This window comes from Corynebacterium sp. 22-2729 (genome assembly GCF_053479475.1).
Genome location: NZ_JBRBCA010000006.1, coordinates 92,300 through 117,317, shown reverse-complemented (window position 1 = coordinate 117,317; position 25,018 = coordinate 92,300). Strand labels below are relative to the sequence as shown.

Annotated in this window: 23 protein-coding genes and 1 tRNA gene; 15 read left to right on the top strand and 9 right to left on the bottom strand. The window is 59.0% G+C overall.

The genetic code is table 11. The features are described from left to right. Nucleotides 1-42: 42 nt before the first annotated feature. On the bottom strand, nt 43-831 hold the full coding sequence (locus ACUY2T_RS06065; protein ID WP_448307941.1) for an HNH endonuclease family protein: 789 nt from the start codon (nt 829-831) through the stop codon (nt 43-45). A 156-nt stretch (nt 832-987) separates the two neighbouring features. On the opposite strand from ACUY2T_RS06065, the gene ACUY2T_RS06060 reads away from it, so the two are divergent. Next, nucleotides 988-1,755, top strand: coding sequence for a PaaI family thioesterase (locus ACUY2T_RS06060; RefSeq protein ID WP_448307940.1), 768 nt, complete (start codon nt 988-990; stop codon nt 1,753-1,755). Nucleotides 1,756-1,783: 28 nt separating this feature from the next. Here ACUY2T_RS06060 and ACUY2T_RS06055 read toward each other — a convergent pair whose 3' ends face one another. The 3 genes from ACUY2T_RS06055 to ACUY2T_RS06045 form a co-directional block, all read right to left on the bottom strand. Then, the gene (locus ACUY2T_RS06055) at nt 1,784-2,134 is read right to left on the bottom strand and encodes a transglycosylase family protein (RefSeq protein ID WP_293791710.1); all 351 of its coding nucleotides are present in this window, start codon (nt 2,132-2,134) and stop codon (nt 1,784-1,786) included. Between the two features lie 263 nt (nt 2,135-2,397). Beyond that, nucleotides 2,398-2,988 (bottom strand): hypothetical protein, encoded by a 591-nt coding sequence (locus ACUY2T_RS06050; protein WP_448307939.1) that lies wholly within the window; start codon nt 2,986-2,988, stop codon nt 2,398-2,400. A 223-nt stretch (nt 2,989-3,211) separates the two neighbouring features. Next, nucleotides 3,212-3,502, bottom strand: coding sequence for a hypothetical protein (locus ACUY2T_RS06045; protein WP_293791712.1), 291 nt, complete (start codon nt 3,500-3,502; stop codon nt 3,212-3,214). Between the two features lie 280 nt (nt 3,503-3,782). On the opposite strand from ACUY2T_RS06045, the gene ACUY2T_RS06040 reads away from it, so the two are divergent. Beyond that, entirely contained in the window at nt 3,783-4,748 is a 966-nt protein-coding gene (locus ACUY2T_RS06040) for an NAD(P)/FAD-dependent oxidoreductase (RefSeq protein WP_448307938.1), read from the top strand. Beyond that, a complete protein-coding gene (locus ACUY2T_RS06035; protein ID WP_448307977.1) occupies nt 4,741-5,343 on the top strand; it encodes a DJ-1/PfpI family protein in 603 nt (200 codons plus the stop codon). Before ACUY2T_RS06040 ends, ACUY2T_RS06035 begins: the two co-directional genes overlap by 8 nt. 106 nt (nt 5,344-5,449) lie before the next feature. Here ACUY2T_RS06035 and ACUY2T_RS06030 read toward each other — a convergent pair. Beyond that, nucleotides 5,450-5,532, bottom strand: a tRNA-Leu gene (locus tag ACUY2T_RS06030). 378 nt (nt 5,533-5,910) lie between these two features. Here ACUY2T_RS06030 and ACUY2T_RS06025 point away from each other — a divergent pair. The 7 genes from ACUY2T_RS06025 (at nt 5,911) to pknB (ending at nt 16,290) form a co-directional block, all read left to right on the top strand. Continuing rightward, a complete protein-coding gene (locus tag ACUY2T_RS06025; RefSeq protein WP_448307937.1) occupies nt 5,911-7,197 on the top strand; it encodes a DUF3662 and FHA domain-containing protein in 1,287 nt (428 codons plus the stop codon). 135 nt (nt 7,198-7,332) lie between these two features. Further along, a complete protein-coding gene (locus ACUY2T_RS06020) occupies nt 7,333-7,830 on the top strand; it encodes an FHA domain-containing protein FhaB/FipA (protein ID WP_293791719.1) in 498 nt (165 codons plus the stop codon). Further along, nucleotides 7,827-9,428, top strand: a complete 1,602-nt coding sequence (locus ACUY2T_RS06015; protein WP_448307936.1) for a PP2C family protein-serine/threonine phosphatase — start codon at nt 7,827-7,829, stop codon at nt 9,426-9,428. The genes ACUY2T_RS06020 and ACUY2T_RS06015 overlap by 4 nt, the downstream gene beginning before the upstream one ends. Nucleotides 9,429-9,431: 3 nt before the next feature. Then, nucleotides 9,432-10,739, top strand: a complete 1,308-nt coding sequence (locus ACUY2T_RS06010; RefSeq protein ID WP_293791722.1) for an FtsW/RodA/SpoVE family cell cycle protein — start codon at nt 9,432-9,434, stop codon at nt 10,737-10,739. Continuing rightward, a complete protein-coding gene (locus ACUY2T_RS06005) occupies nt 10,736-12,184 on the top strand; it encodes a peptidoglycan D,D-transpeptidase FtsI family protein (RefSeq protein ID WP_448307935.1) in 1,449 nt (482 codons plus the stop codon). Before ACUY2T_RS06010 ends, ACUY2T_RS06005 begins: the two co-directional genes overlap by 4 nt. Before the next feature lie 2 nt (nt 12,185-12,186). Further along, nucleotides 12,187-13,845: a protein kinase domain-containing protein gene (locus tag ACUY2T_RS06000; protein WP_448307934.1), complete on the top strand. Its 1,659-nt coding sequence runs from the start codon at nt 12,187-12,189 to the stop codon at nt 13,843-13,845. Between the two features lie 258 nt (nt 13,846-14,103). Beyond that, nucleotides 14,104-16,290 (top strand): Stk1 family PASTA domain-containing Ser/Thr kinase, encoded by a 2,187-nt coding sequence (gene pknB / locus ACUY2T_RS05995; RefSeq protein ID WP_448307933.1) that lies wholly within the window; start codon nt 14,104-14,106, stop codon nt 16,288-16,290. 2 nt (nt 16,291-16,292) lie between these two features. Here the strand turns inward: pknB and ACUY2T_RS05990 are convergent, their stop codons facing one another. Beyond that, nucleotides 16,293-17,027: an anthranilate synthase component II gene (locus ACUY2T_RS05990; RefSeq protein ID WP_448307932.1), complete on the bottom strand. Its 735-nt coding sequence runs from the start codon at nt 17,025-17,027 to the stop codon at nt 16,293-16,295. Nucleotides 17,028-17,166: 139 nt separating this feature from the next. On the opposite strand from ACUY2T_RS05990, the gene crgA reads away from it, so the two are divergent. Beyond that, nucleotides 17,167-17,439, top strand: coding sequence for a cell division protein CrgA (gene crgA / locus ACUY2T_RS05985; RefSeq protein ID WP_293791727.1), 273 nt, complete (start codon nt 17,167-17,169; stop codon nt 17,437-17,439). A 6-nt stretch (nt 17,440-17,445) separates the two neighbouring features. Here crgA and ACUY2T_RS05980 read toward each other — a convergent pair whose 3' ends face one another. Next, nucleotides 17,446-18,171 carry a rhomboid family intramembrane serine protease gene (locus ACUY2T_RS05980; protein WP_448307931.1) on the bottom strand — a complete coding sequence of 242 codons (726 nt, stop codon included), beginning with the start codon at nt 18,169-18,171 and terminating at the stop codon, nt 17,446-17,448. A gap of 7 nt (nt 18,172-18,178) precedes the next feature. After that, nucleotides 18,179-18,703 carry a peptidylprolyl isomerase gene (locus ACUY2T_RS05975; protein WP_448307930.1) on the bottom strand — a complete coding sequence of 175 codons (525 nt, stop codon included), beginning with the start codon at nt 18,701-18,703 and terminating at the stop codon, nt 18,179-18,181. Between the two features lie 162 nt (nt 18,704-18,865). Between ACUY2T_RS05975 and ACUY2T_RS05970 the strand changes: the two genes are divergently transcribed. The 4 genes from ACUY2T_RS05970 (at nt 18,866) to ACUY2T_RS05955 (ending at nt 23,070) form a co-directional block, all read left to right on the top strand. Further along, complete coding sequence (locus ACUY2T_RS05970) at nt 18,866-20,269, top strand: hypothetical protein (protein WP_448307929.1); 1,404 nt, start codon at nt 18,866-18,868, stop codon at nt 20,267-20,269. Nucleotides 20,270-20,318: 49 nt separating this feature from the next. After that, the gene (locus tag ACUY2T_RS05965) at nt 20,319-21,818 is read left to right on the top strand and encodes an anthranilate synthase component I family protein (RefSeq protein ID WP_448307928.1); all 1,500 of its coding nucleotides are present in this window, start codon (nt 20,319-20,321) and stop codon (nt 21,816-21,818) included. 46 nt (nt 21,819-21,864) lie between these two features. Then, nucleotides 21,865-22,284: a YccF domain-containing protein gene (locus ACUY2T_RS05960; protein WP_448307927.1), complete on the top strand. Its 420-nt coding sequence runs from the start codon at nt 21,865-21,867 to the stop codon at nt 22,282-22,284. Nucleotides 22,285-22,386: 102 nt separating this feature from the next. Beyond that, nucleotides 22,387-23,070 (top strand): TetR/AcrR family transcriptional regulator, encoded by a 684-nt coding sequence (locus ACUY2T_RS05955; protein ID WP_448307926.1) that lies wholly within the window; start codon nt 22,387-22,389, stop codon nt 23,068-23,070. A gap of 24 nt (nt 23,071-23,094) precedes the next feature. On the opposite strand, the gene ACUY2T_RS05950 is transcribed toward ACUY2T_RS05955, so the two are convergent. Further along, complete coding sequence (locus ACUY2T_RS05950; RefSeq protein ID WP_448307925.1) at nt 23,095-25,014, bottom strand: alpha/beta-hydrolase family protein; 1,920 nt, start codon at nt 25,012-25,014, stop codon at nt 23,095-23,097. Nucleotides 25,015-25,018 lie beyond the last annotated feature (4 nt).

Sequence of the window (25,018 nt, the reverse complement as noted above, 5' to 3'; positions counted from 1 at the left end):
ATGGATAGATCGCAACTCACAGTCGCGATGCCCGCGCCCTTGCTAGCAACGTCCCAGTTCGCGCTGAATAGCCTCCTTTTCCGCCGGGGTGACCCACAGCTGATACTCCGCTTTTACCCGCACCTGGGTAGAGACATAAGTGCAGCGGAATCCCTTGTTTTTCGGCAGCCACGTGGCGGCATCACCAGCGCCTTTTTGCATATTGGACGGCCCGTCCACGGCCAGCAGGTTCAACGGATCATTGGCGAATTCCTCGCGCCGTTCCGGCGTGAGCTGCTGCGCTCCTTTCTGCCACGCATCGGCAAGCGCCACCACATGGTCGATCTGCACCGCCTGGCTGGTGTTCTGCCCACGGACAAAATGAATCAGCTGGCCGGTGTAGGGATCCTGCAAGTCCCCACTTTGCACCCGGCAACCCTTCGGAGCTTCCACATTGGTGAGGTCGCGGGCAAGAATATCGTTGCGCTGATCACAACCATTACGGTCGATATCCTTCCAGCGCTGGCCAAATTGGTCGCGACTATAACCCGTCTTCGGCGCACGTCCCTTCACCGCCAACGTCTCCAGAAGGTCGAGCATGTTCTGCTGGTGAAGCGACCGTTCGGGCGTGACCGGTTGCTCTGATTGTTTCGGTTCTTGTGGTTGTTGCGGTTGTTGCGGCTGCTCCGGCTCGGCTGTCACCGTTTCGGCAGGTTGTTCTATGGGAGCGTGCGAAGTTTGTGACGCTGAACTTGCACCCTCTAGAAACTCCGCTCCCTCTGCACAACTGCCTAGCCGCAGGCTCACTCCCGCAATCAGCGCCAATCCGACGCCACTCAACCTATTGCTCATGGTTCATCACGCTAGCAATCGCTCCAGACAGACCCGTTTGGTCTCCGCCTATAATTTCGAATACGCGTGCGGCCCGGCGCGAACGTAGTGGCGTCACAAAAAGAGAATACTTTTATACCTGCCCGCGCTGACCGGGCGCGGTAGCATAAACGCATCATGAAACCACTTAAGAAGATTTACCAAGCACAGATGAAAGCAGTTCCGGGCTTCGTCAACAAGATGACGAAGAAGCCGGACCGCATGCGGCGAATGATGAACCTCTGGCCACCACTGCTGTTTTCCGGCATTAAGATGACACGCGTCTCGGACGACTGGTCCTTCGCACGCATCGTGCTGAACCTGCGCTGGTGGAACGCGAACATGCACGGAGCAGCATTCGGCGGCACGCTATTTTCCATGACCGACGTGCTGTTCGGCACCCTTATCGCCCGCCGCCTTGGCACCGAATATGAGGCGTGGACGCGCACCGGCACCTTCCAATTCCTCAAGCCGGGTCGCAGCGGGGCATACATGGACGTAGAACTCAGCCGCGAACTGATCGACTGGATTATCGCCACCGTTGAAGAGGATGGTTACTGCAATGTGCCGTACACCTCGATCATCTACAACACGGATGGTTCCGTCGTTGGTATCGGCCAACAGGATCTCCACGTGCGCCCTCGCGGCGGCGGAAAGCGCGCCGAGCGCCCCAAGCAGGCTCTGCAGCCACGGGGTCTGGTGCTGGAATCGCTGGCCAACGCCGTAGTGTGGCACTGCTTCAAGGATCAGCCGGAGATACTGACTGTCCTCATGTCCGAGCAGAGGCGCATCCCCGATCCGGAGGAGCAGATGCGCCATGTCGTTAAGGTTGCGCTAGAAAAATCCACCAAGTCCCGGGAGGACTTGGTGGCTCTGGATATTCCCGAAAAATACCTGGACGCTTAGCGCCCGCCCAGGTCAGGCATGTCGCTGGTTATCCCAGCACCTTGCCGCAGTTGGGCCATGCGCCGGCACCCTGCTTGGCCAGCACCTTCTCGGCAATCTCGATCTGCTGCGCCTTCGTGGCCTGGTTAGCCGTCGGTGCGTACTTCGTTCCGCCGAAGCCAGCCCAGGTCTGTGCGTTGAACTGCAGTCCACCGTAGTAGCCGTTGCCCGTGTTGATCTTCCAATTGCCGCCGGACTCGCACTGCGCGACCTGATCCCAGGCGCTGACAGGAGCGGCTTCCGCAGCTGGAGCAGCGGCTGCAGCTGCGGCAGCCGGGGCGGCAATCAGGCCTGCGGCCATACCGATACGGGCAAAAGCGGTCTTCGCGGACTTCTTCATGTAGTCGAACACTCCTTTTTAGGGGACTTTCGTTTAGAGGCAATCTGCCACTGAGTTCGCTAACTTACGCACCCTCCCCGGGGGTACGTCAAACGAAAAAGCCCTAAATCAGCAAAAAATCTCGAATTGATAACGAATACTCAGGTACTCCTCATCAACCTGCGCTATCAACCTGCCTTTGCCCGAAACCTGGCTTTCCGCCCCTGTTCACGACGAAACCCCCGGGACATCCCGGGGGTTTGTAGTTCACTGCTCGGGGGCTTTTAGCGACGCGGCCCGTACACCGCTGCCGACTCGATGCGTGTCGGCACCACATAGGCAATGGCTGCGGTGCAGACAATGCCTGTCAGCGTGACCAACGTCCCCCAATCACCGCTGAGCAAGCCACCGGCCAACACCCACGCAATCGCAGCAACGGCGGCTAGCGCGATCACCGCCATGCCAAAGAGATGCTCGTTACCTGTGCCGGAAACTGGAATGTACAGCAGTCCGGCAAGTACGCCGATGACGCCCGCAATCACGCCAGTCAGCACGGCGGGACCCACGCCCGACGACGCTTCACCTGGGATAAAGCCCACCAGAAGATCCACGATGAACACCGCAGCAAAGGTGACCGCGGCAGCCAGCACAGCAAGGACGATGAGGTTCATCGCAACCTTCTTGCCGTCGTAACGACCGGCTAGTAGCCCCTCCCGAGGATCTTGCTGTGGTTGGTTGTAGTAGTTCGGGTTGTTGTAGTTCGGGTTACTGTAGTTCTGATTGCTATAGCCCCGGTCATAGTTCCCGCCATAGCCACCGTTGCCCTGCGTGTTGAACATGCGCGTCTGATCGTCGTTTCCTTGCGGGTAGGTCACCCGACACTCCTTTCACCGGCGATTTAGGTGGCCAATGTTACCCGAGTGACTATTGGGTAGTCACCTCCTTTATCACCGTGAAGGCTCAAAGGACTATGCACGGCCGGGGAGGCTGGGCGTCACAAAGAAAAAACGACCACACAGTAGATACAGCAAGTGCCGTAGATACTGTGTGGCCGCTATCTCGCTACGCAACAAAACCATTGCTACGAGGGCTTGGGGTTTAGTGATCGTCCCAGTGGTCGCCGTGCTGAGCGTGGCGGTGGCCGTCGTGGATGTAGTCGACGTGGTCACCGTGCGGAACGGCAACGTGACCACAGTTAGGGCCGTGCTGGTGGTCGTGCCCCTCGTGGACGTGGTGCTCGGAGGTCTCGCACTCGTCGTAGTGGCCATCGTGCTCGCGGTGCAGGTGACCATCGTGTACGTAATCAACGTGATCCTCGTGCGGAACGGCAACGTGGCCGCAGTTCGGTCCGTGCTTGTGATCGTGGTCGGCGTGGGTGGTGCAGCTCATTATGAACTCCTTTTATTTGAGGGCAACCATGGAGCCAATTCCTCTTCGCCAGGTGGGCTAGCAGGTCGCTTTGACACTTTCCATGATGCCCCTCACCTGCCATGTTGTCAATACGTTTTCATTAGAGTTTTCAAAAAGTTTTCAATAACCTGCCTGAACTGGGGCATCCCGGACGAGACTTTCACGCAGCGCCGAGCCAAACCGCTATGCCAAACGCTCAAAGACACGTGTAACTTCGTGGGTAGAGTGGCCACGTACAACATTCGGAGGGAGCAAGGCCATGGAAAACGACACCACCGACCCGCTCGACGTACTCATTGTCGGTGGCGGATTCGCAGGCACAGCAGCGGGCATAACCCTTGCCCGCGCTCGCCGCCACGTATCAATCGTGGATAGCGGCAGACCCCGCAACCGCTTCAGTGCACATGCGCACGGCATCTTGGGGCGCGATGGAGCTAACCCCATGGATCTACTAGACCAAGGTCGCAGCGAGTTCACCTCCTTCGGCGGCACCGTGATCCCCGGGGAAGTCACCGCTCTCGAACGGGTTGGCAGCACCTGGGAGGCCACATTCACACATGGCTCACGCCTCCATGCCAAACAGATTCTCGTGGCAACTGGTATCACCGACGAACTGCCGGACGTGCCGGGACTGGCCGAACTATGGGGGTCCCGGGTCTTCCACTGCCCTTACTGCCACGGCTACGAGGTTCGCGATCGAAAGCTTGCCGTCATTGGCGGCAAGAACCCTGGATTCACGGTGCACATGGTGCATCTAATGCGTAAATGGACCGACCACGTCACGTTCTTCACCAACGGTCTTTCCCTCTCGGAGGTTGACCGCGCGCTGTTCGAAAAGCGTGGTGTTGCTCTTTTGGACGCCCCCGTCTCCGGCATACAACCAAACCCAGAATCGGAATCGGGAGTATTGGTAAGCACTAGCAATGATCCAAGTTCCACGACTCCAGGTGCCACCCATGCCTTCGAGGCTTGCTTTACAGGCCCCGAGTTCCACCCCAACGATCAACTCCTCCTTGCTGCCGGGTGCGAAGCCGAAAACGGCTGGGTATTGCGGCAACCCCGCGGCCAGACCTCGGTGGCCGGACTCTGGACCGCAGGCAATGTCACCAGTTCGCCGGATCAGGTTTCACAGGCGATGGGCGCGGGTGTGGCTACTGCGATCGCGATCGATCAGTCCTTATTACACGAAGAGCTAGCACAACTTCAGGAGCAGGTAGATCAATAACGAGCAGCCAAAGCGCATCGCATTTATTCTTTTCGACGGATTCGAGTTGCTGGATGTCTTTGGCCCCGCTGAAATCTTCGCCAAGGTACCCGGCCTGGAGTTGGAATTCGCCTCCGCGGACGGAAACAACGTTGCTAGTTCTCAAGGTGTGGAGGTTGTTCCAGACACGGCTTTCAGCACCTTGACCTGCGACACCGTTGTAGTTCCTGGCGGTGAGGGCACGCGAGCTCTTGTGAAGGATTCTGCTTTCCTCACTCAGATCAATTCGATAGCGAGCTCAGCGTCTCTCATCTGTTCAGTATGTACAGGGTCCGCGATCCTGGCTGCGGCCGGTTTATTGGAAGAGTATTCCGCCACCAGCAACAAACGTGCTTTTAACTGGGCCAGCAGCTTCGGCAGAAATGTCGAGTGGAAACGATCAGCTCGCTGGATTCATGACCGTGATCGTTGGACTTCATCAGGCGTTGCGGCAGGCACAGACATGGCCATTGCATTTGTTTCTCATTACTTCGGCGCCCCTCTTGCCGAGAAGATCGCTCACGATCTAGAAATCCAAGCTCATCGCGATGCCGACCACGACCCGTTTGCAGTGTGAGATCCTACACCCGACCGCCATGCACCCATCGATAGCCCCGAGCAACACAAAACACCCCGCGGAGCCAAGATCCTTAAGATCTCAACCCAGCGGGGTGTTTATTCTGTGGGCGAAGGGGGACTTGAACCCCCACGTCCCGAAGGACACTGGCACCTGAAGCCAGCGCGTCTGCCATTCCGCCACTCGCCCGAGTGACTATGTAGGACACATGGTCTTTACACTGTCTTACCTGCTAAAGCCGCACATTCCTTTTCAGGAGCGATGCTCGCTGGCAACGAAATGAAACTCTAGCACGATGCATGCATGCTTCCAAAAAACACACTTGACCTGCGGGAAAATGCACGCACAACACTATTACCCTTATAATGGCCAACTAAATGCTCGCATTGTAGCTGTTTTCACGCAGATCCACTCCGCTTTGAACTCGCGGCAGCGGAGCAGCGACTGCACTGTACAGCCTGCTATTCCGGCGCCCCACGACCTATAGGTCGATTGGCTTCCACGCCCTGCGCCACAGGCACGAGACAGTACTGGAAAACACAAGACCACATAGGAGGACTACGGACAATGAGCCTATTTGGACGTTTCAAGAAGCTTGACAGCTCGCTTCAGCGCGGGTTGGATAACGGCTTCGCGCGCGTCTTCGGCGGAGAGGTTGTCCCGACCGAGATCGACGAGGTTCTCAAGCAATACGCCGAGGAATCCGTCATGACGGATGCACAGGGGCAGCGCCTAGCCCCAAGCCACTTCCAGGTTCTCGTCAGCACCCGCGACTACGCCAGCCTCACCGAGTCGCGTCCCCGCCTCGCAGAAGAAATGGGCGACCGCCTAAGCCGCTTCATCCGTAACCAAGGCTGGCGCACCAACGAACCAGTCAAGGTGAATCTTGCACCTCATGACGGCCTGCACTCGGGTCAAATGCGCGCAGATGCGCGTTTCGACGTCCCCCGCACCAACGACATCCCAGGAGGAAATGTCGCAATTGGGGAGGCTAATGCGACTGAGCAGGGGGGCGTCAATCCCTTCCGCAATCCAGACGGCGGCTATCAGGATTCCTACCCACAGGCTGGACCACATGAGGGGCACCCGGAGTGGCCATATTCGCAGTCTGAGGAGCGCTCTTTGGTATCGCAGGATTACGACGCCTACAACCCCAACGACAACCACTCCAACGACGCAAACGCTTCGGACGCTACGGGCGCGAACGGTGCAAGCAAGTCCCTGGGAGATCTAGTGTCCCCGGCGGGCGCCGCAGGACTCGGCGGGGCAGCCGCTGTGCACCACGCCGCACCAGATTTCGCGCGCAATCAACAGGCTGAACAGTACGAAGAAACCAGTGAGCCTGAACCGTCTAGGGAGTCTGAACAGTACGAACAGCACGAGCAGCAAGAACCACAACAGTCACAGAACCAGGGAGACAGCGCCGTGCACTACGGACAGAACCAACACAACCAGCAGGCAGGCGACAGCTTTGAGCGTCCAGCCAGCTACCCGGGCACTGAAGTTATCGTGCAAAGCACCCCCGCTCCGGTACGCGGCGGCGTAGGCGCGGACGGCAACGAGCGGGAGCTCAAGGTCACCCTCACTCTGCATGATGGTTCCGACCGCACCTATGAACTACGCAAGGGCAGCAACATCATCGGACGCGGAAACGGCGTGGATCTTCGCATCCCCGATACGGGCGTCTCCCGTCAGCACGCAGACATCACCTGGGATGGGTACGACGCTGTGCTGACGGATCTGCAGTCCACCAACGGCACCTCCGTCAACGGCACTCCGATTGAAAATTGGCTGCTGGCAAGCGGTGACGTTATCTCGCTTGGTCACTCCGAGATCGGCGTCGAGTTCCACTAAAATTCCGCGTTTTTAGGAGCCATTTTCTTTCTCGTCTACTCCTCAGGGGTCATCTAAACTAGGCTATTCACATACACATGTGCCCTTGTCGGACATGTGAGTCCTGGGCCCCTACCTTGTTGAGGAGTTGAAACCGTGCAGACCACACTGCTTTTGCTGGTCAAGATTGGCCTGTTGCTTTTGTTGTGGTTCTTCATCTGGATGACTGTTCGCTCCCTCAAAAAGGATGCAGACCGCACCTCCGGGTTAGCCCCTGCCGGCGGGGCACCTATCGTCGCGGGTTACAACGCTCCGATGAACGAGCCATCATCATCCGGTCACTCCTTTCGGCGTCACAAGTCGCCCACCTCTTTGGAGCTCACTTCCGGCCCACTGGCTGGCACCACGCTCAACCTAAAGGGCTACCAGGACGTTTCGATCGGCCGTTCCCAGTCGTGCACATTGGTTTTGGAGGATGACTTCGCCTCCGGTTCCCATGCCCGGCTGCTCCGCCGGGGCTCGGATTGGTACGTCGAAGACCTCGATTCCCGCAACGGAACCTGGATTGGCAATGAACGCCTAGACCAGCCCGTTAAACTCTCCGCCGGTATGGAAATCCGCATCGGCCAGACCCACGTGAGGATGGACGCATGACCGAGGGCAAGGCCAGGGCTACCGATCGCACTCTAAACTTTGCCGCGTGCTCCGACCGCGGCCTCGTTCGCGGCAATAATGAGGACTCCGCCTATGCGGGCCCACACCTGCTCGCGCTCGCCGACGGCATGGGCGGCCACGCGGCCGGCGAGGTTGCTTCTCAGTTCCTCATTAATGCTCTCAGCCCCCTGGACTCCCCGCTTATCGACGAGTCTGACAACCGTGACCAGCTAGAGAACCTGCTGGCTACTGCCGTCGACGAAGGCAACCAGGACATCGAATCGCACGTAGATGAGCACCCGAACCTGGACGGAATGGGCTGCACCCTGACCTCCATGCTCTTTTGCGAGGATGAAGTTGCCATCTGCCATATCGGCGATTCTCGCGGCTACCGTCTGCGCGATGGTGAGCTTCGCCAGGTGACGAAGGACGACACTTTCGTTCAGTCTCTCGTCGACGAAGGCAAGCTCGCGCCGGAGGACGTCAGCAGTCACCCGCAGCGCTCCCTCATCCTCAAGGCTCTCACTGGACGCCCCGTCGAGCCCACTCTGTGGCGCGAAAAGACACAAATCGGCGATCGCTTCATGCTCTGCTCCGACGGTCTATCCGACCCGGTAAGCCCCGAGACGATCCGCGAAGTCCTCTCCCGTGGCACCCCGGAAAAGGCCGCCCGCAAACTCGTCGAAATGGCACTGCGCGGTGGCGGACCTGACAACGTCACGGTTGTTGTCGCTGATGTTGTTGAGTTTGACGCCCAGTCCAACTCGCCGACCGATCCAGAACTCACTCTGCCATCTCGCCCGGTACTAGCAGGAGCTATCGCGGGCGAAGAAGCAGAAATGCCACGTCCGGATTCTTCAGCAGCTCGCGCCGCGGCAATTCAAGGGCTTTTGACCACGCCAGCGGCGTCACCAAAAAAGGACGCAACAGAAGAAGAGCCTGAACCTGCGACGGCTACACCAGCAGGCAAACGGACTCATCAGAGTCACGGCGAGGACGACGGCGAAGGTGTAGAACCCACCGGCAAAGCAAAAACCAAAAAGCCGAAGAAGTCCCGGCGCGGCCTGTGGGTAACGCTCGCAATTGTGTTGGTGGTCATCGCAGCCGCAGGTGCGGTGGGGTATGTGACGTACCAGCGCATCAAGGACACGTACTACGTGGCCGAGGAAAACTCACAGCTCAAGTTGATGAACGGTACGGATAGTTCCGTCTTAGGGATCAAACTGAACTCCGTGCACCAAGACATCTGCCTGGACGACAATGGCAAGGCGACCTTCGTCGAGCCCGGTGCAGGCGGCGATTGCCACCTGTTTAAGACTTCCGATCTGACCCCGGCTGCTCAGGGTGCGCTGGCGGATCTGCCGGAGGACTCTTATGACAAAGTCTCCGGCCAGATCACTCGCCTGGCGGAACAAACACTGCCAGTGTGTGTAACGCGCGTGCCGTCTGACAAGCAAACCGACAAGGAAGCTGACAAGAAGGACGATAAGAAGAAGTCCGAGGACAACCAAAAGGACAACAACTCGAAATCTGAGAAACCCACCGAAGCGCCGGAAGACCTCACCACCCCCGGAGTTTCCTGCCGCGAGGTGAACTAACCTATGAAGCTTTTTAGCCGACGTACAGAGGCCGGGCTTTTGCTTCTGGCCGCAATCATTTTGCTGCTCGCCATCGTGGCGCTGGAGATCTCACAGGGCAATGAAATTAGTTCCGAGGTGTTTTACCTCGTCGGCGGATTTTTTGCCACTTTCCTGGTCGCCCACCTCGTGGTGTGTTGGATGGCTCCAGAGGCCGACCAGATCATGCTTCCCATCGCGGCACTCCTCAACGGCATTGGTCTGGTTGTGATTTACCGGCTGGATTTGGGCTCAGGTCTTAGCCTGGCGAAATCCCAAATCATGTGGACCGCCATCGGCGTGGTGCTTTTCTGCCTGGTCATCAGCTTTTTAAGGGATCATCGATCCTTGCAGAACTATTCGTACCTGCTGGGTCTTGCTGGTCTGATTTTGATTGCGCTGCCGATCGTTTGGCCCACGTCGTTGAATGCTGATGCAAACGTGTGGATCAGCATCGGCCCGTTCTCCATTCAGCCGGGCGAGTTCGCAAAGATCATGCTGCTGCTGTTCTTTGCCACTCTGCTGGTGAATAAGCGCCGCCTCTTCACGGTGGCTGGAAAGTCCTTCCTGGGACTGCAGTTTCCTCGCTTGCGTGACTTGGGGCCGCTGTTTTTAGTGTGGGGCATTGCGCTGATGATCATGGCAGCGCAAAACGACTTTGGGCCCGCGCTGCTGCTATTCGGCACTGTGCTGGGCATGTTGTACATGGCGACAGGCCGCGCCTCCTGGCTGGTGCTGGGTCTGGGGCTAGCTTTCATCGGCGCATTCGGCGTGTACCAGATCTCGGCGAAGATCCAGGATCGCGTCTCTAACTTCGTCGATCCGTTGGCGAACTACGACGGCAACGGCTTCCAGCTTTCCCAAGCACTATTTGGCATGTCTTTCGGCGGTGTGACCGGCCGCGGGCTCGGCGAGGGCTACCCGAACAACATCCCGGTCGCGCACTCGGACTTCATCCTGGCTGCCATCGGCGAAGAACTGGGGCTTATCGGTCTGGCTGCTGTGTTGTTGGCCTACATCGTGTTCGTCTCCCGTGGTTTTAATACTGCAATGCGTGCCCGCGATTCCTACGGCAAGCTCGTTGCCGCCGGTTTGTCGCTGACCATCGCCATCCAGATTTTCGTTGTCACCGGCGGCATTTCGCGACTTCTGCCTATGACTGGCCTGACAACACCGTTCCTGTCGCACGGTGGTTCGTCACTGTTGGCGAACTACATACTGTTGGCGATTATTCTGCGCATCTCGCATGACGCCCGCACACCACTGGCCATCAAGGAAGGAGAGGAAGCATGAATCGCTCCATCCGCGCGGTAGCCATCTTTAGCTTCATCCTGGTGATGGCCCTGATCGCAAACCTGACTTATATCCAGGCTTTCCAACAAAAGTCGCTGGCACAGAATCCGCTGAATTCGCGTCAATTCCTTGAGGCTAAGTCAAAGGAGCGCGGCAGCATCATCGCCGGTGACCAGGTGCTGGCTAAGTCCGTGAAGGACTCCGAAGACTTTTATGATCGCGAATACCCTTACATGTCCGCGAAGTACGGCTCCGTGATCGGCTACCTGTCGGATCAATACGGCGCTTCCGGTATTGAGTCCTCCCAAAACTCAATCCTGACCGGCGAGGACGACTCGCTATTCGCGACCCGCACGTGGGACATGCTGACGGGCAAGGAACTCGGCGGGGCGAATGTCGAACTGACACTGAACCCGAAAGTGCAGGAAGTTGCCTACGACCAGCTGGCTAACAAGGGCTATTCGGGTTCCGTGGTGGCACTTCGCCCATCGACGGGCGAGGTGTTGGCAATGGCCAGCACCCCGTCAACCGACCCGGCTAAGCTTGTCGGCCCGCCTGCTGAAGAAACGAAGGCTAACTTCGAAAACTACGCCAACGATGAGAACGCTCCCCTGTTGAACCGCTCCACTCAGCAGATCCAGCCGCCGGGCTCGACCTTCAAGGTCATCACCACCGCTGCGGCTCTGGAGGAGGGCGACACTCCGGACACAACCGTCACCGCCGCTCCCCAGATCACGCTGCCCGATACGGCCACAACATTGGAGAACTACGGTGGCGCCGCATGTGGCGGAGGAGGCCAAACCACCCTCCGCGAAGCATTCAAGCGCTCGTGTAACACCGCCTTTGTGGATATTTCCACCCGCCACGGAGCGGACAAGTTCAAGGACATTGCCGGCAAGTTCGGTATCGGCGAAAAAGACGACTACCTGGGTATGCCCGTTGAACCCTCCCGGCTGGGCGACATCCCGGATGGCGCAGCACTGGGTCAGTCCTCCATCGGTCAGCGTGATGTGGCTCTGACTCCGCTGCAGAACGCGGTGATTGCCGCCACCATCGCCAACGGCGGGGTGCGCATGAAGCCGTACCTCGTTAGCAAAATCACGGGCCGCGATTTGTCCACGCTGCGGACCACCAAGCCGCAGAAGGCTGGCCGTGCGATACCGGAAAAGACAGCAGATACCTTGAAGGAACTCATGGTGGATGCTGAAAACTGGGCCGGCGGGGACGCCACCATCGCGTCGAAGACCGGTACGGCCGAACACGGCGAGGATTCCCGCAACTCGAACCCCCACGCTTGGTACATTGCTTTTTCCACTTCCGCCGATGTCGCCGTCGCCGTTCTAGTGGAAAATGGTGGTGACCGTGGCCGTGCCGCCACCGGCGGTTCACTTGCCGGCCCCATTGGGCGTGCCGTGATCCACGCAGCTGAAAAGGAGCAGCAGTAGCCATGAGCGATTCCCGTCAACCCGACCGCACCGAGATCGAGCGCACGCAACGACTACTGGGCGAACGCTACGAGTTGCAGTGGATCATTGGCCGCGGAGGCATGTCTACGGTGTGGCTGGCTCACGATACGGAAAAACTACGCGACGTCGCCGTTAAGATCCTCAAACCTGAGTACACGGAAAACGAAGAATTCCGTGCTCGTTTCCGCAATGAGGCCTCCGCCGCTCAGCATCTCTCCAGCCCCAATGTCGTCAATACTTATGACTCCGGTGAGGTCGAGGCTCCAGACAACGGGACGGTGTTCTGCTACATCATCATGGAGTACATCCGTGGCGAGTCCCTTGCCGATGTACTGTCGCGCGAAGCCTCGCTGCCTCAGAATCTGGCGCTTGACGTATTGACGCAAACCGCCGCGGGTCTTAAGGCAATCCATGATGCCGGCCTAGTGCACCGCGACATCAAGCCAGGCAATCTGCTGATCACCTCCGACGGTTTCGTCAAGATCACTGACTTTGGCATCGCCAAGGCAGCTGCCGCCGTACCGCTCACGCGCACAGGCATGGTGGTCGGTACAGCCCAGTACGTTTCCCCCGAACAGGCCCAGGGCGATCAGGTCGGCCCTGCCAGTGACGTATATTCCCTCGGTGTTGTGGGATTCGAAATGCTGGCGGGCTACCGCCCATTCTCTGGCGATTCCACGGTGTCAGTGGCGATCAAGCATATTTCGGAGACTCCCCCGGAACTGCCGGATACGATCGACCCCAACCTCCGAGAACTCATCAGGGTATGCCTGCGCAAGAATCCACGCACGCGCTACGCAGACGGTGCAGAGCTAGCCGCCGCGACTGTGCTGGTTTCAGAAGGTAAGCAACCCCCGTCTCCTCATAACGTGCCGAACGTCAGCACTGATCCGCATCCGCTCACCGAGCAATTGGGAGATGTGGCCACCGGCCCGGGCACCCGAGTGCCGTCGGTACCGAACTCCAACTACCCGAGTTCCTCGTACCAACCGGCCTACCAGAGTGAACCCGGACCGGCCGTGGGCACCGGCAATGCCGCGATGGCACGTGGAGCGAAGGATTCGCAGGGGGCGTCACGAAAAAAGAACCACATTATTGTGGTTATTCTGGCGCTCGTCAGCATCGTTGCGCTGGCGCTGGCAACATTCCTCCTCACTCGTGGCAATGACGATGCCGCACCGAACCCCGAGACTATGACCGTGACCAACGAGGTGACGACCGAGCCGACTGGTGAGGAACAGCCGACGAGCCAGGGCGGTGGAAGCGTACCCGCCGAAACGGATAGCCCAGCTCCGACGGACACGACCAATGATCGCGATGACCGGACGACCGAGTCCACGCGAGAGGAGACCGAAAGCTCCAGAGAGAGTAGCCCGTTGTTCCCGTCGCTCCCACACTTCCCTAACGGTGGCGGGCGTGGCAACAATAACGGCAACGGAAATGGCAATGGCAACGGTGACGGCAACAACGGCGGAGATGCTGACGGGGCGGCCGAGCCTACCGCCGCACCAAACCCGCAAAACTCTCCCAACCGCCCAAATAGCCCAAACACGAACGACAACGCGACCTCAGCAGATAACAACCTGCCGAGCGAGTTCCTTAGCATGACAAACAATGCCGAGAACCAGCCAGTCTTGTAGAAAATGGGCTCTGGAAAAGAACTGGATTAAGTCCACACCGACAGCGCCCATGAGTAAGCAACTATGTCCGCACAACAAATTCGACTATTATTCGTCAATCAAAGTGACAAAAAACGTATTCTGGGTTCAGTTGGCAACTCCACAAAGTATCCGGGCTAGCACTCCGGCTAGCGTCCCAACGAGCTAGGCCCAACAAGAGCGTAGCGAGAGTTAAGTCGCACACGACCCATACGACGAGGCAGACAAAGGAGCAACGGCGTGGACCGAAACGGCACAACCTTGGGTGGCCGATACCGCCTAGGTGCCACCATCGGCACGGGTGGCATGTCTGACGTCTACGCCGCTACCGACGAACTCCTGGGCCGTGATGTTGCGGTGAAGATGATGCGCCCCGACTTGGCGCGCGACACAACCTTCCTGGAGCGCTTCCGCCGCGAAGCACAGAACGCCGCAAAGTTGAACCACCCCGCCATCGTCGCGGTGTACGACACGGGTCAGACTCCCGACGAGGACGGCGCAGTGCCGTATATCGTCATGGAGCGCGTCCACGGCGAGACGCTGCGCGACATCATTCAAGACTCAGGCAAGATGAGTCTCACCGAAGCCGCATCTGTGATGTCGCAGGTGTGCTCCGCGCTGTACTTTTCCCACGAAGCGGGCATTATTCACCGTGACATTAAACCCGCCAATGTGATGATCACGAATACCGGCGCAGTGAAGGTCATGGACTTTGGCATTGCACGAGCGCTGAGCGACAGTTCCTCGGCGATGACGCAGACCGCTGCCGTCATTGGCACTGCCCAGTATCTTTCCCCCGAGCAGGCGCGAGGCCAGTCCGCCGACGCGCGCTCCGACATCTACGCCGCGGGCTGTGTCTTCTACGAGCTGGCCACCGGCAAAGCACCGTTCCACGGTGAGTCTCCGCTTTCCGTTGCCTTCCAGCACGTACAGGAGAACCCGGAACCACCGTCCAAGGTTCCTGGTATGCACCTTTCCAAGCGTGAGGCGTTGAGCTTGGACTCCATCGCCCTTACCGCTATGGCGAAGTCTCCTGCGGATCGCTACGACGATGCGCAGGAGATGTCGACGGATCTCAAGCGCCTTTCTGAGGATCAATTGCCGCTCGTCGCTCAGGCTTATGCCAATGACGCCGACTCGGCCGGCACGGGATTCCACCATGCAGGCTCCCGCGGTGCGGGTGCTGCGGGACTAGCCGCCGGTGCCGCCGCGGGAGCTGCCGGCGCCCACGCGGCGCGTGGCAATGGATCCGGTGGCAACTGGGACGAAGATCCCCAGACCACTGTGCTGCCTGCCAATGGCGGAGCGGTAGCTGCTGGGCATTACGAGCAGTCTGCCCACAGCGATGACTACAGCAGCGACTATAGCGACGGGTACGACAGCGAGTACCAGGACGACTACGACGATGGCTATGCCGGTGGCTATAACGACGATTACGACGACCAGTACGACGGTGAATACTACGAGGAAAAGCCCAAGCGCCGCTGGTGGGCGCCCATTGCTTGGGTTGCGGGTATCGCTGCTCTGATTGCCGGTGGTTACTTCGCCTACCAATCGATCTCCGCTGACGACGGAAACGATAAGCCCGTCGAGGTCGAGCAGGTGAAGATTCCTAACGTTGCCAACAAGGATCGCGCCGAAGCGCAGAAGCTGCTAGAGGACGCAGGCTTCCAGGTGACTGTCGAGGAAACGACGCACGACAAGATCGCCCGCGGCAAAGCTATCAGCACCGACCCGGCGGCGGGAACGTCGATCGAACGGGGCACCGAGATTAAACTGCTGGTTTCCAACGGCCGTGAGATTACCGATGTGCCGGATCTGACGGGTAAGACCACCGAGGAAGCGCAGAAGCTCCTGAAGCAGGCGAAGCTGGCGCTGAACACGGAGGTCAAGGAAGAGGCGAGCGAGGATGTGCCGAAGGGCAAGATCATCACGCAGACTCCGCCGCAAGGTTCGCAGGTATCCGTTGGCACCAAGGTAGCGATTACCGTCTCGACTGGCCCGGAGGATATTCGAGTGCCGGTAGTAACCGGCCAGCAGATAGAGGATGCAAAGGAGAACCTGGAATCCTCCGGATTCAAGGTGATCGTCGAACAGGTGGATTCGGTCGAGCCGAAGGGTCAGGTGCTCTCCGCGACGAACGAGGGAGAGAAGCTGCCCAAGGGCAGCGAGGTCACACTAGAGGTATCCCTGGGCAACCAGTTCGAGATGCCTTCCCTGCAAGGTAAAAAGTACGGCGATGTATTCCGCGCACTGCAGGCCGCCGGTTGGCGCGGCACCCCGGAGCAGCTGCACCGAGAGAATAAGAACACTCCGGATCTGGCGCGTGTTGATGAGGTCGCGCAGCAATCAATCCACAGTGGTGAGGTCATCAAGCGTGACGCAGACATCACCGTCACGGTGTATGTCTTTAACCTTCTGCCCTAGCGCTACAGCATTGACGCTTCGGCGCTGATAGCGCCAGTTACTTCTAGCTGCTCCTGAACCAGTCGGTTAACTAGTTCAGCCGGTATCACATCGGCTTCCGCACCCGGCCCACGTCGCCCTGCCTCGTTCAACCAATTGGCGAGCATCAGGTGGCCGTATTGCGTCATCACGGACTCGGGGTGGAATTGCACAGAATGGATTGGCAGCTTCCGGTGTCGCATCGCCATGATCATCCCGGAATCGGAAGTGGCCGTGACCTGTAGTTCTTCCGGTACCGTCGCGGGATCGACTGTCAGGGAGTGGTAACGAGTCACGCGGAACGGGCTCGGCACCCCGGCCAGTACACCGGTGCCGTCGTGGGTGACCGGGGAGGTCTTGCCATGGAAGAACTCATCTGCACGCACCACTTCTGCGCCGAAGTGCATACCGATCGCCTGGTGTCCAAGGCAGACGCCAAGCAGCGGAATCTGCTTTTCAACGGCGATCTTCAGCACATCCAACATGCGCCCCGCGGTGCTCGGCTCGCCTGGGCCAGGAGAGAGCAGGATCGCATCAAACTCCTGCAACATCGCAGCCAGGCCATCGGCATTGGTCTCGTTATCGGCTCCTGCGTCCGCAAGTTCGGGGGCGTCATTGCGCAGAACTACACAGTCGTTTCCGCTAAACCCCAGCTGTCCGATGTATTGCACGAGGTTGTATACGAAACTGTCGTAGTTATCGATCACGAGAATGCGCATAACAAAGAGTCTAGCGTGCAGCGTGCATAGCATTGCCGGGGTGTGCTGCTAATATCGTTGGGTACATATTTTGCCCATGGGCGCTCGGTACCTCGCCTACCGTCCGCTTCGCAGTCAATCCCTTTGAGGTTTTTGAACAATGCCAAAGTCCAAGGTTAATTCCGCGGAGGAGAACTACTCCAGTTCCTCCTCCGCGGATCGTCGCACGCCCGTGAAGCTGAACTCCAGCGGTACTCCGCGTTGGTACATTGTGCTGATGCTCGGGCTGATGATTCTGGGTCTGGCCTGGCTGGTTGTTAATTACATTGCTGGCCCGCAGATCCCGTTCATGGCTGAGCTCAACGCATGGAACTACCTGATCGGCTTCGCCCTGTTGATCGTCGGTCTGTTAATGACTATGGGATGGAAGTAGCTAGCTCTAGTAGTGCCACCCCAGGCCGGTCCATATCGTAAAGGCCAAAATGACCGTCGCGGCTGTTGCTGCGATGGTCTTTCTTTTTGTGGACGCCCTTTCGCCCCCGTTGCTATCCGCTCCAGTGGCACTGGTGGCAAGTGCAATGATGGTGCCTCCAGCGAGCCCACCGATATGCCCCCACACCGAAACATTGGTGAGCATAAAGGAGTATCCGAGGTTCACCAGGAGTAAGGTGATGGGACCGCGTAGGTCGCGTTGTTCAACCCGGGATAGTGAAATAAGCATGGCAAAAAGCCCATAACCTACGGTAGAGGCTCCGCCGACAGGAACTTCCGGCTGGAAGTACATGCAGGCCAAGGCTCCACCGGCAGCGCTGGCGACGATGAGGCTAAGCATGACAACCGCCCCATAGGACCGTTCGACCTCGCGGCCGATCAGGAAAATCAGCAGCATGTTGAAACCCAGGTGTACTGGACTCAAGTGCACTAAAGCGGCCGTGAGGATTCGCCACCATTCACCGTAGAGGGTGACATTGGTGGCGTTGAAGATCATCTTCAGTCCGAGATTCTCGGCTCCGGAACCTAGTGTCGAGCGTCCTTCGAGGGGGCTGACAATGTTGCCGGATTGAAAAACCGTCACCACGAAAACAAGGCAGCAGGCTGCGATGAAGACGTTGGTGACGGAATACCGCCGATAGGGCCGGCGGATAGTGACTTCTTGGACGGGCAAGAAGTTTTTACTCCTGGATCTCTACCGACTCAATGACGACATCGTCGTTCGGGCGATCCATACGATCGGTGGCCACGCGGGAAATCTTGGCCACGACCTTCTGGGACTCCTTGTCTGTAACCTCACCGAAGATGGTGTGGCGGTTGTTCAGGTGCGGGGTGGCCGTCACCGTGATGAAGAACTGGGAGCCGTTGGTGCCAGGGCCAGCGTTAGCCATAGCCAGCAGGAACGGGCGGTCGAACTGCAGCTCCGGGTGGAACTCGTCGCCGAACTGGTAGCCAGGGCCGCCACGACCGGTGCCCTTCGGGTCGCCACCCTGGATCATGAAGCCGTCGATGATGCGGTGGAAAATCGCACCGTCGTAGAACGGACCTTCATTGGTACCGGAAGCGTTCGCCTCGGAATACTCCTTCGTGCCCCGAGCCAGGCCGATGAAGTTAGCCACGGTCTCCGGAGCGTGGTTTCCGAACAGTTCGATGGCGATATCGCCGTGGTTGGTGTGCAGAATTGCGGTTGCAGTCTTGTTACTCACAGTGAGCCATTGTACGGGAAATTGACGATTGCCTACATCCGCCCTGGCCTATACGCACAATAAGGCGTAATGCCCATCCTTTGTGGGGAATTTTCTTTAGGATGGGTAAAAGTACGAACAAAATTAGTCATTCAAATAGATCTTCAAGGAGCATCCCGCACGATGAACCCCACCACGCTAAGGCTGGCGCTACGTGGCGCCAAGCAGGGTCGCACCATGTTGAAAAATCGCCAGGAGTTTAAGCGTCGCCAGGAGTTTGACGCTCTGCAGCAGCTTCGCGACAACCTCGCCGCTGAGGAGCGGGAAGGCATTATCGCTGGCTCTCCTGCCCACGTAAAGGCTGTGGCGGAGCTTATGCGCAACGAAGAGGGCGCAGCGGCAGCTTTGGAGAAGGCTCGCGCGGCGGCAGCAGCTCGCAGGCACCACCAGGTACATGTCTCTGATGAGCACACCACTGCGGATGTTGATGACATGGCTTCTACCGGTTTCCAGAACAACACCGCTGAGTCCACCGACAAGGCTGCCAACAAGGCAGCGAAAACTGCAGATAAAGCAGCTAAGAAGGCAGAGAAGGCTCGCGCCAAGGCAGCGAAGTCTGTGGCGTCACTAAAGAAGAAGGGCGAGAACGTGAACAGCATTGACCTGGCCGACAAGCTCGGCGTAGATGCAGAGAAGCTGCGCAAGAAGATCGATAAGCGCACCCAGAAGCTGCGCGATCGCTTCGACGTGGCGCAGGTAAAGGCCGAAAAGAAGGCGAAGAAGCAGGCTGACAAGCGCGAGCAGAAGATCGCTCAGCTCACCGCAGCGCTGAAGGACAATGCTCAGGATCTCCAGGCTCGTAGCCAGGAGGTCACCAGTAGCCTGCGCGACAACGTGGAAGCCCGCACCGAGGATCTGACGAAGAGCGCCAAGAAGAACCAGAAGAAGCTGACGAAGAAGCTCGAGGCAACCAAGAAGCAGGCTGCCAAGCGCGCGAAGAAGCAGGCAAAGGGCGCGAACAAGGATGCGCGCAAGCGTGCTGCGAAGCTGGATGAGAAGGTATCTCGCGCCACCAGCAAGGCTCAGAACAAGGCGCTGGCCAAGGCTGAGAAGAAGGGCCTGAAGAAGCAGGAAAAGAAGGGCGGCGTGTTCGGTAAGTTCCTGCTGCTCGCCGTGCTCATTGCTGCTGGGGCGGCAGTGGTGAACTTCCTGCGCAAGAGCGAGAATGCTCCGCAGAACTCCCCGAAGGTTCAGGATTTCGCTGACAAGGCCACTGGTGCTGCCGAGAAGGCCAAGGCCAAGGCTGCCGATGTGAAGAACGATGTAAAGGACAAGGCCGAGGATAAGGCTGAGAACCAGAAGACCTCCAGCGCTCCGGCTGCTCCGGAAGCACCAGCTCCAGCCGCTCCGGCTGCAGGCGCTCCCGGACCGGGCGTTGCTGTTCCGGGTGCTCCGGCTGCTCCGCACGCAGGTAGCGGCCAGGGTGCCGCCGAAACCACCGACGCTGAGGACGCCGCCGAGGCCGACTTCCCACTGGCCGAGGGCCCGGGTGAAGATCCGGACGAGGGTGGCAAGCACCGCCTCTAATCCATACCCCCAGGCCGCGCGCTGAACCCGGCGCGCGATAATGGCGTACATGACCCCGCGCCGCCTCACATTCCGCACGATCCCCCTGCAGCCGACAGGCTCTGGGGAAGGCACCGGATGTGTCGCGTCGCGGGTCTTTTTGTCTTTGTTTAATGACGCCCCCACCGCGGCCTGGCTCGATTCCTCCGGCAATGGCGGAAACATCAGTGTGCTGGCAAACAACGCTGGCCCGCTCGCGGACACTTGGTTGCCCCAGGTAGATAGCTCGAAGGCGTTCTTCTCCCAACTTCGGCAGAGTCTTTCCGCACGGGTGGAAGTGCCCGACAATTGGCCCTGCGACTTTGCACTTGGCTGGGTGGGCGCGCTGGGCTACGGGGTGGAGGACATCGCTCGCTCCTACGAAGATCACCCGGACGCAGCCCTGCTTTACGCCGACCGAGCCGTGGTGATTGACCATGCGGCTGCTGTGGCCTACGCGATGGCGATACTGCCGGACGCGAACAACGAGCAGGACGCACACGCCCAGCAGCTGGCATGGCTCGATGCAACCGTGGCAGAGGTGCAACGCATCGCTCGTGTACCGTTTTCCACCGAAGATTTCGCGCACTCCACCCCGGCACCTCGCACTGCCATTTTTCACTTCGACCAGTCCAAACAGCAGTACCTAGACAGTATTCAACGCTGCCTGGATTACATCGCTGCAGGCGATAGCTACGAGGTTTGTCTTACTAACACCGCCCGGGGGCCGGCGCTACGCGATCTGCCAGAGTTTCGCTCCGCCACCACTCCCGTCCCTTCCCCATCGGCTGTGTCGTCTGCGTCGTGTGAGTCGGCTGAGCTCTGCGCCTACCTGCGGCTCCGCGAAGTTAGCCCTGTGCCCTATGGGGCGTTTCTGCGCTTCCACCGTCCCGGTCAGGCGCCCTTGCATATTCTCAGCGCCTCCCCGGAAAGATTCCTGAAAATCTCGCCCAGCGGTGAGGTCTCGGCCAAGCCAATTAAAGGCACCCGACCCCGCGTGGAAGATGCGGTGGCGGATGCGAAGGGGCGTCATGAATTACAGAGCAACCCGAAGGATCGTGCGGAGAATCTGATGATCGTCGACCTGCTGCGCAATGATCTCGGGAGGGTTTGTGAACCGGGCAGCGTTCAGGTGCCGATAATATTTTCGGTGGAGAGTTTTTCGCATGTCCACCAGCTAGTTAGCACCATCACGGGACAACTGCGCACGGGACTGGAGGCCGTCGACGTGATCGAGGCCAGCTTCCCTGGTGGATCCATGACGGGAGCGCCGAAAATCCGCACGATGCAGATCATTGAAGAGCTTGAGCCACGACCGCGCGGACTGTACTCCGGCGCAATTGGCTGGATCTCGCCAAACACCGCAGCGGAGATGAACATTACGATCCGAACTCTCGTCGACGATGGCAGGGAGTGCTCGTTCGGGGTGGGCGGGGCGATAGTCGCGGACTCCGACCCGTTGGCAGAACACGAGGAAACGCTGGTGAAAGCCGCGGCGCTGCTCGAAGCGCTCGGTGGTCAGATTGTGTGATGTCTAACCCTGCTCCCCTGCCGGGTTCCCGGAATATAGTGGATTTATGGAACTTATTCGTCTGATCCTCAACATCATCTGGTTTATCACTGCTGGACTGTGGCTCGCACTTCTCTATGTTCTCTTCGGCCTCCTGGCTTGTCTGCTCATCGTCACGTTCCCCTTTGGCGTGGCAAGCTTCCGCCTCGCCAGCTTTGTGATCTGGCCGTTTGGCCGCGAAGCTGTGGAAACCGATATGCCGACCGGCCTGGCAGCTTTCGGCAACATCGTTTGGTTTATTGTTGCGGGCGTGTGGCTGGCAGTCGGGCACATTGCCACCGCCGCCGCCCAAGCCGTCACCATTATTGGCCTCCCGCTGGCTTGGGCAAACCTGAAGCTCATCCCTGTGACGTGCTTCCCCTATGGCAAGCGGATCGTCAACTCTCGCGACGAGCAGATGCGCCTTCTTAGCCTGAGCCGCCGGTGAGTTAACCTGATAGAAAGCTATAGATTCGCGCACCGGAGCCCTTGCTGGGGTGGGTGTGGTTGAAACAGGTAGGCGTCACCAAGAAAAGGGGTGAATCCGCGCGTGCGAGCAGGCGAACAACACATCGATACCGCCGCGTGGATGCAGGCTATCTTCAACCGCAGCGAACAGGCGGATACGCGCCGCGAACGGACTAAACAGGCGCTGCTGCGCGCCGGAATAGAGCTGATTGCGGAAGAGCGGACGGATCTTTCCATCCTGGCGATTACCCAAAAGGCCGGGGTGTCTAACGGCAGTTTCTACAATGCGTTCAAAGACCGCACGCAGTTCTTCGACGAAGTCGCCGAATATGCAGTGAACCACTTGGTGATCATTTTTGAAATGGCCACGGATCAGGACCTTGATTCCATCGATGCGGCGGCCACGAACATCCGCATCCTGGCTTATGCACACCGCCTCGTGCCCACGTTGTCGAAGACGATTGTGCGGCGTTCCCCCGACTTCTACACCATGCCAAATGAGCTGGTCAGATTACTACGCGAGCGTATCAGCGCAGGCGTGGAAGATGGATCGTTCCACGTCGCAAGCACCGAAACAGCAGCAGCGATCCTCTTTGGAGCTTCCGCGATGCTGGGCCAGCGCCTGCATCAGGATCCGACGTTGAATAGCAGAACAGCTGGGGATGATCTTGCGCTCGATCTGCTGCGAATGCTGGGTGTTTCGGAGGAACGTGCGCGGCAAGCCATTGCGCGCCCCATCGACGATTACCTCACCCCGCCGCAGTAATCCCTACCCGCCACAGTCGGCAGCCTAGTCCTCGCGCGCTACTCCGAAACCAAAGCGATCGAGGAAGCGGTCTTCTTCCCGGCGCGTATCCCGTGAATGCTTTGTAATCCAATCGGTGATGCGCTTTTGCAGCGCAGGATCGAGCGGCACCCGCACCAGATCGGGGCCGAGGATGCGCTCCCACGTAGGCACCATGATGCCACGGTAATTATGGCCGTGACCTTCTGGAGCCTGCTTGGAGTTCAGCATGTCCATCGCTACCTGCCAGCCGGTAGTGAACGGAATCCAACGCAGCTTATCCACCACGTCACTGTGCTGGGTGGCTGGCGCCGGGACTCCCCTGGCACCCGGTTCGCGCAGCCAATCCGGTTCCCGCCAAAACAACTCCGGACCCCACCAGACAATCGCATCGGAGGCGTGCTGCACTACCGCGACCCGTGGGTGTTGCCACTTCTCGACGTATTCTTGTCCGCGCCAATCATGGTCTAGATGGTCGGAATGGCTGAGGAAACGCACGTGACGCCCCCCGTCATAGAGCGGCAGTCGCTCCGGCGAACCCTCACCACGGCACTCCGTGATCTCGCGGATCATCTTGGTAAACCGTGGAGCTCCGGAAAGCACTGCCCCATCCACCTTGGCCAACATGTCCTCCAGCCCGTCAAAAGCTGCCGCCGTGCCATACGCTCCCAGGGATTCGCCCGTCACGAACACCTTCGGCGCATTTGGCATGCCGTCCAGCAACTCAAACACGGCGTCAATAAGCAACTTCGCGGCGCGCACCGGCGTATCGCGATCGAGCGCATAAGCGACGGGTGACTGCACGTAGGAATACTGCATAGTCACATTGGCGCAGTTTCCGCCTGTGAGGAACTCCACGGTATCCAATTGCCAGTCCGGTACCCATCCCGTGCCGGTAGAGGTGTGGATGATGATGGCGGAACGGTGCAGCGCCCCGGTGCGCAGCAACTCCCGTTTTACTAGGTCAACGATGCCTTCGAGCGTGCGTCCCGGAGCCAAGCCACCGTAGATTCGGATCGGCTCATGCACGTCGGTACAACCTGTGACCTCTGTAATGTCGCGCGCCCGTGGCCCGCCGCCGACCAGTACGCGGCCTTGCGCGCCGAGCGAGATCCAGCGTTCATGCGACCACACCGAGCCCGACCGCTCGGGCTCCCATGGCTGCTGATAACCCCAGTACACGCGGCGATTTACTAGTTCGGCTTTCTCGTTAAACTTCTCTAGGAACTGCCGCAGCAAGATCTTGTCGGAGATGAGATAAGCGATGACGCCCACTGCTCCCGCGGCTATAGGCACCGCCACAGGAGCGGGGACGAACCGGCGTAGCGAGTGCCGGGTGAGGTCGAAGCTGGATTGAAGTAGCTCGCCAAGCAGTAGGAACGCACCATAGCCAAGGGTGCTGACGGCCACTCCGATGAAGGCAGAGGGAGCGCCCAGGCGTTGGCTGTGAACCAACTCGGCAGAATCCCCCTGCCGCTTGTAAAAGCGATAGGCAGCAGCAACGGTTGCCAGGGTAAAGGCACCGTGGATCCCGCGGTAGGCGGTGCGATAGCCAGGCTTGTTTACCAGTTCCTGCAGGTCCAACCCTGCTGCGCGCAAGGCTGGCAAAGCGGCGCTGGCAATGATGGTGCCGTTAAGATGCCCCACTGCCTGCGACGTGGAGGCATTGCCAGCAACCGCCCACCAGGGGTGCGGAAGTAGGGAGGGCGAAAAGGCATTCCACATGCCGATCTCCGCGCCAATGATGGCGAAACCGCGGCGGGGATCCAAGGCATAGAGCCTGTTCAGGCGCACTCCGGGGAAGAGATTTGCGTAGAGTTCAACAGCAGTTGCGGCGGCTCGGAAAGAATAGGAAAGTGCCTTGAAGGAGGCCCACTTTGCCCGCCGTTGCAGAACCGGGAGAATCTTTTGCCGCAGGTTGCGCATGGAT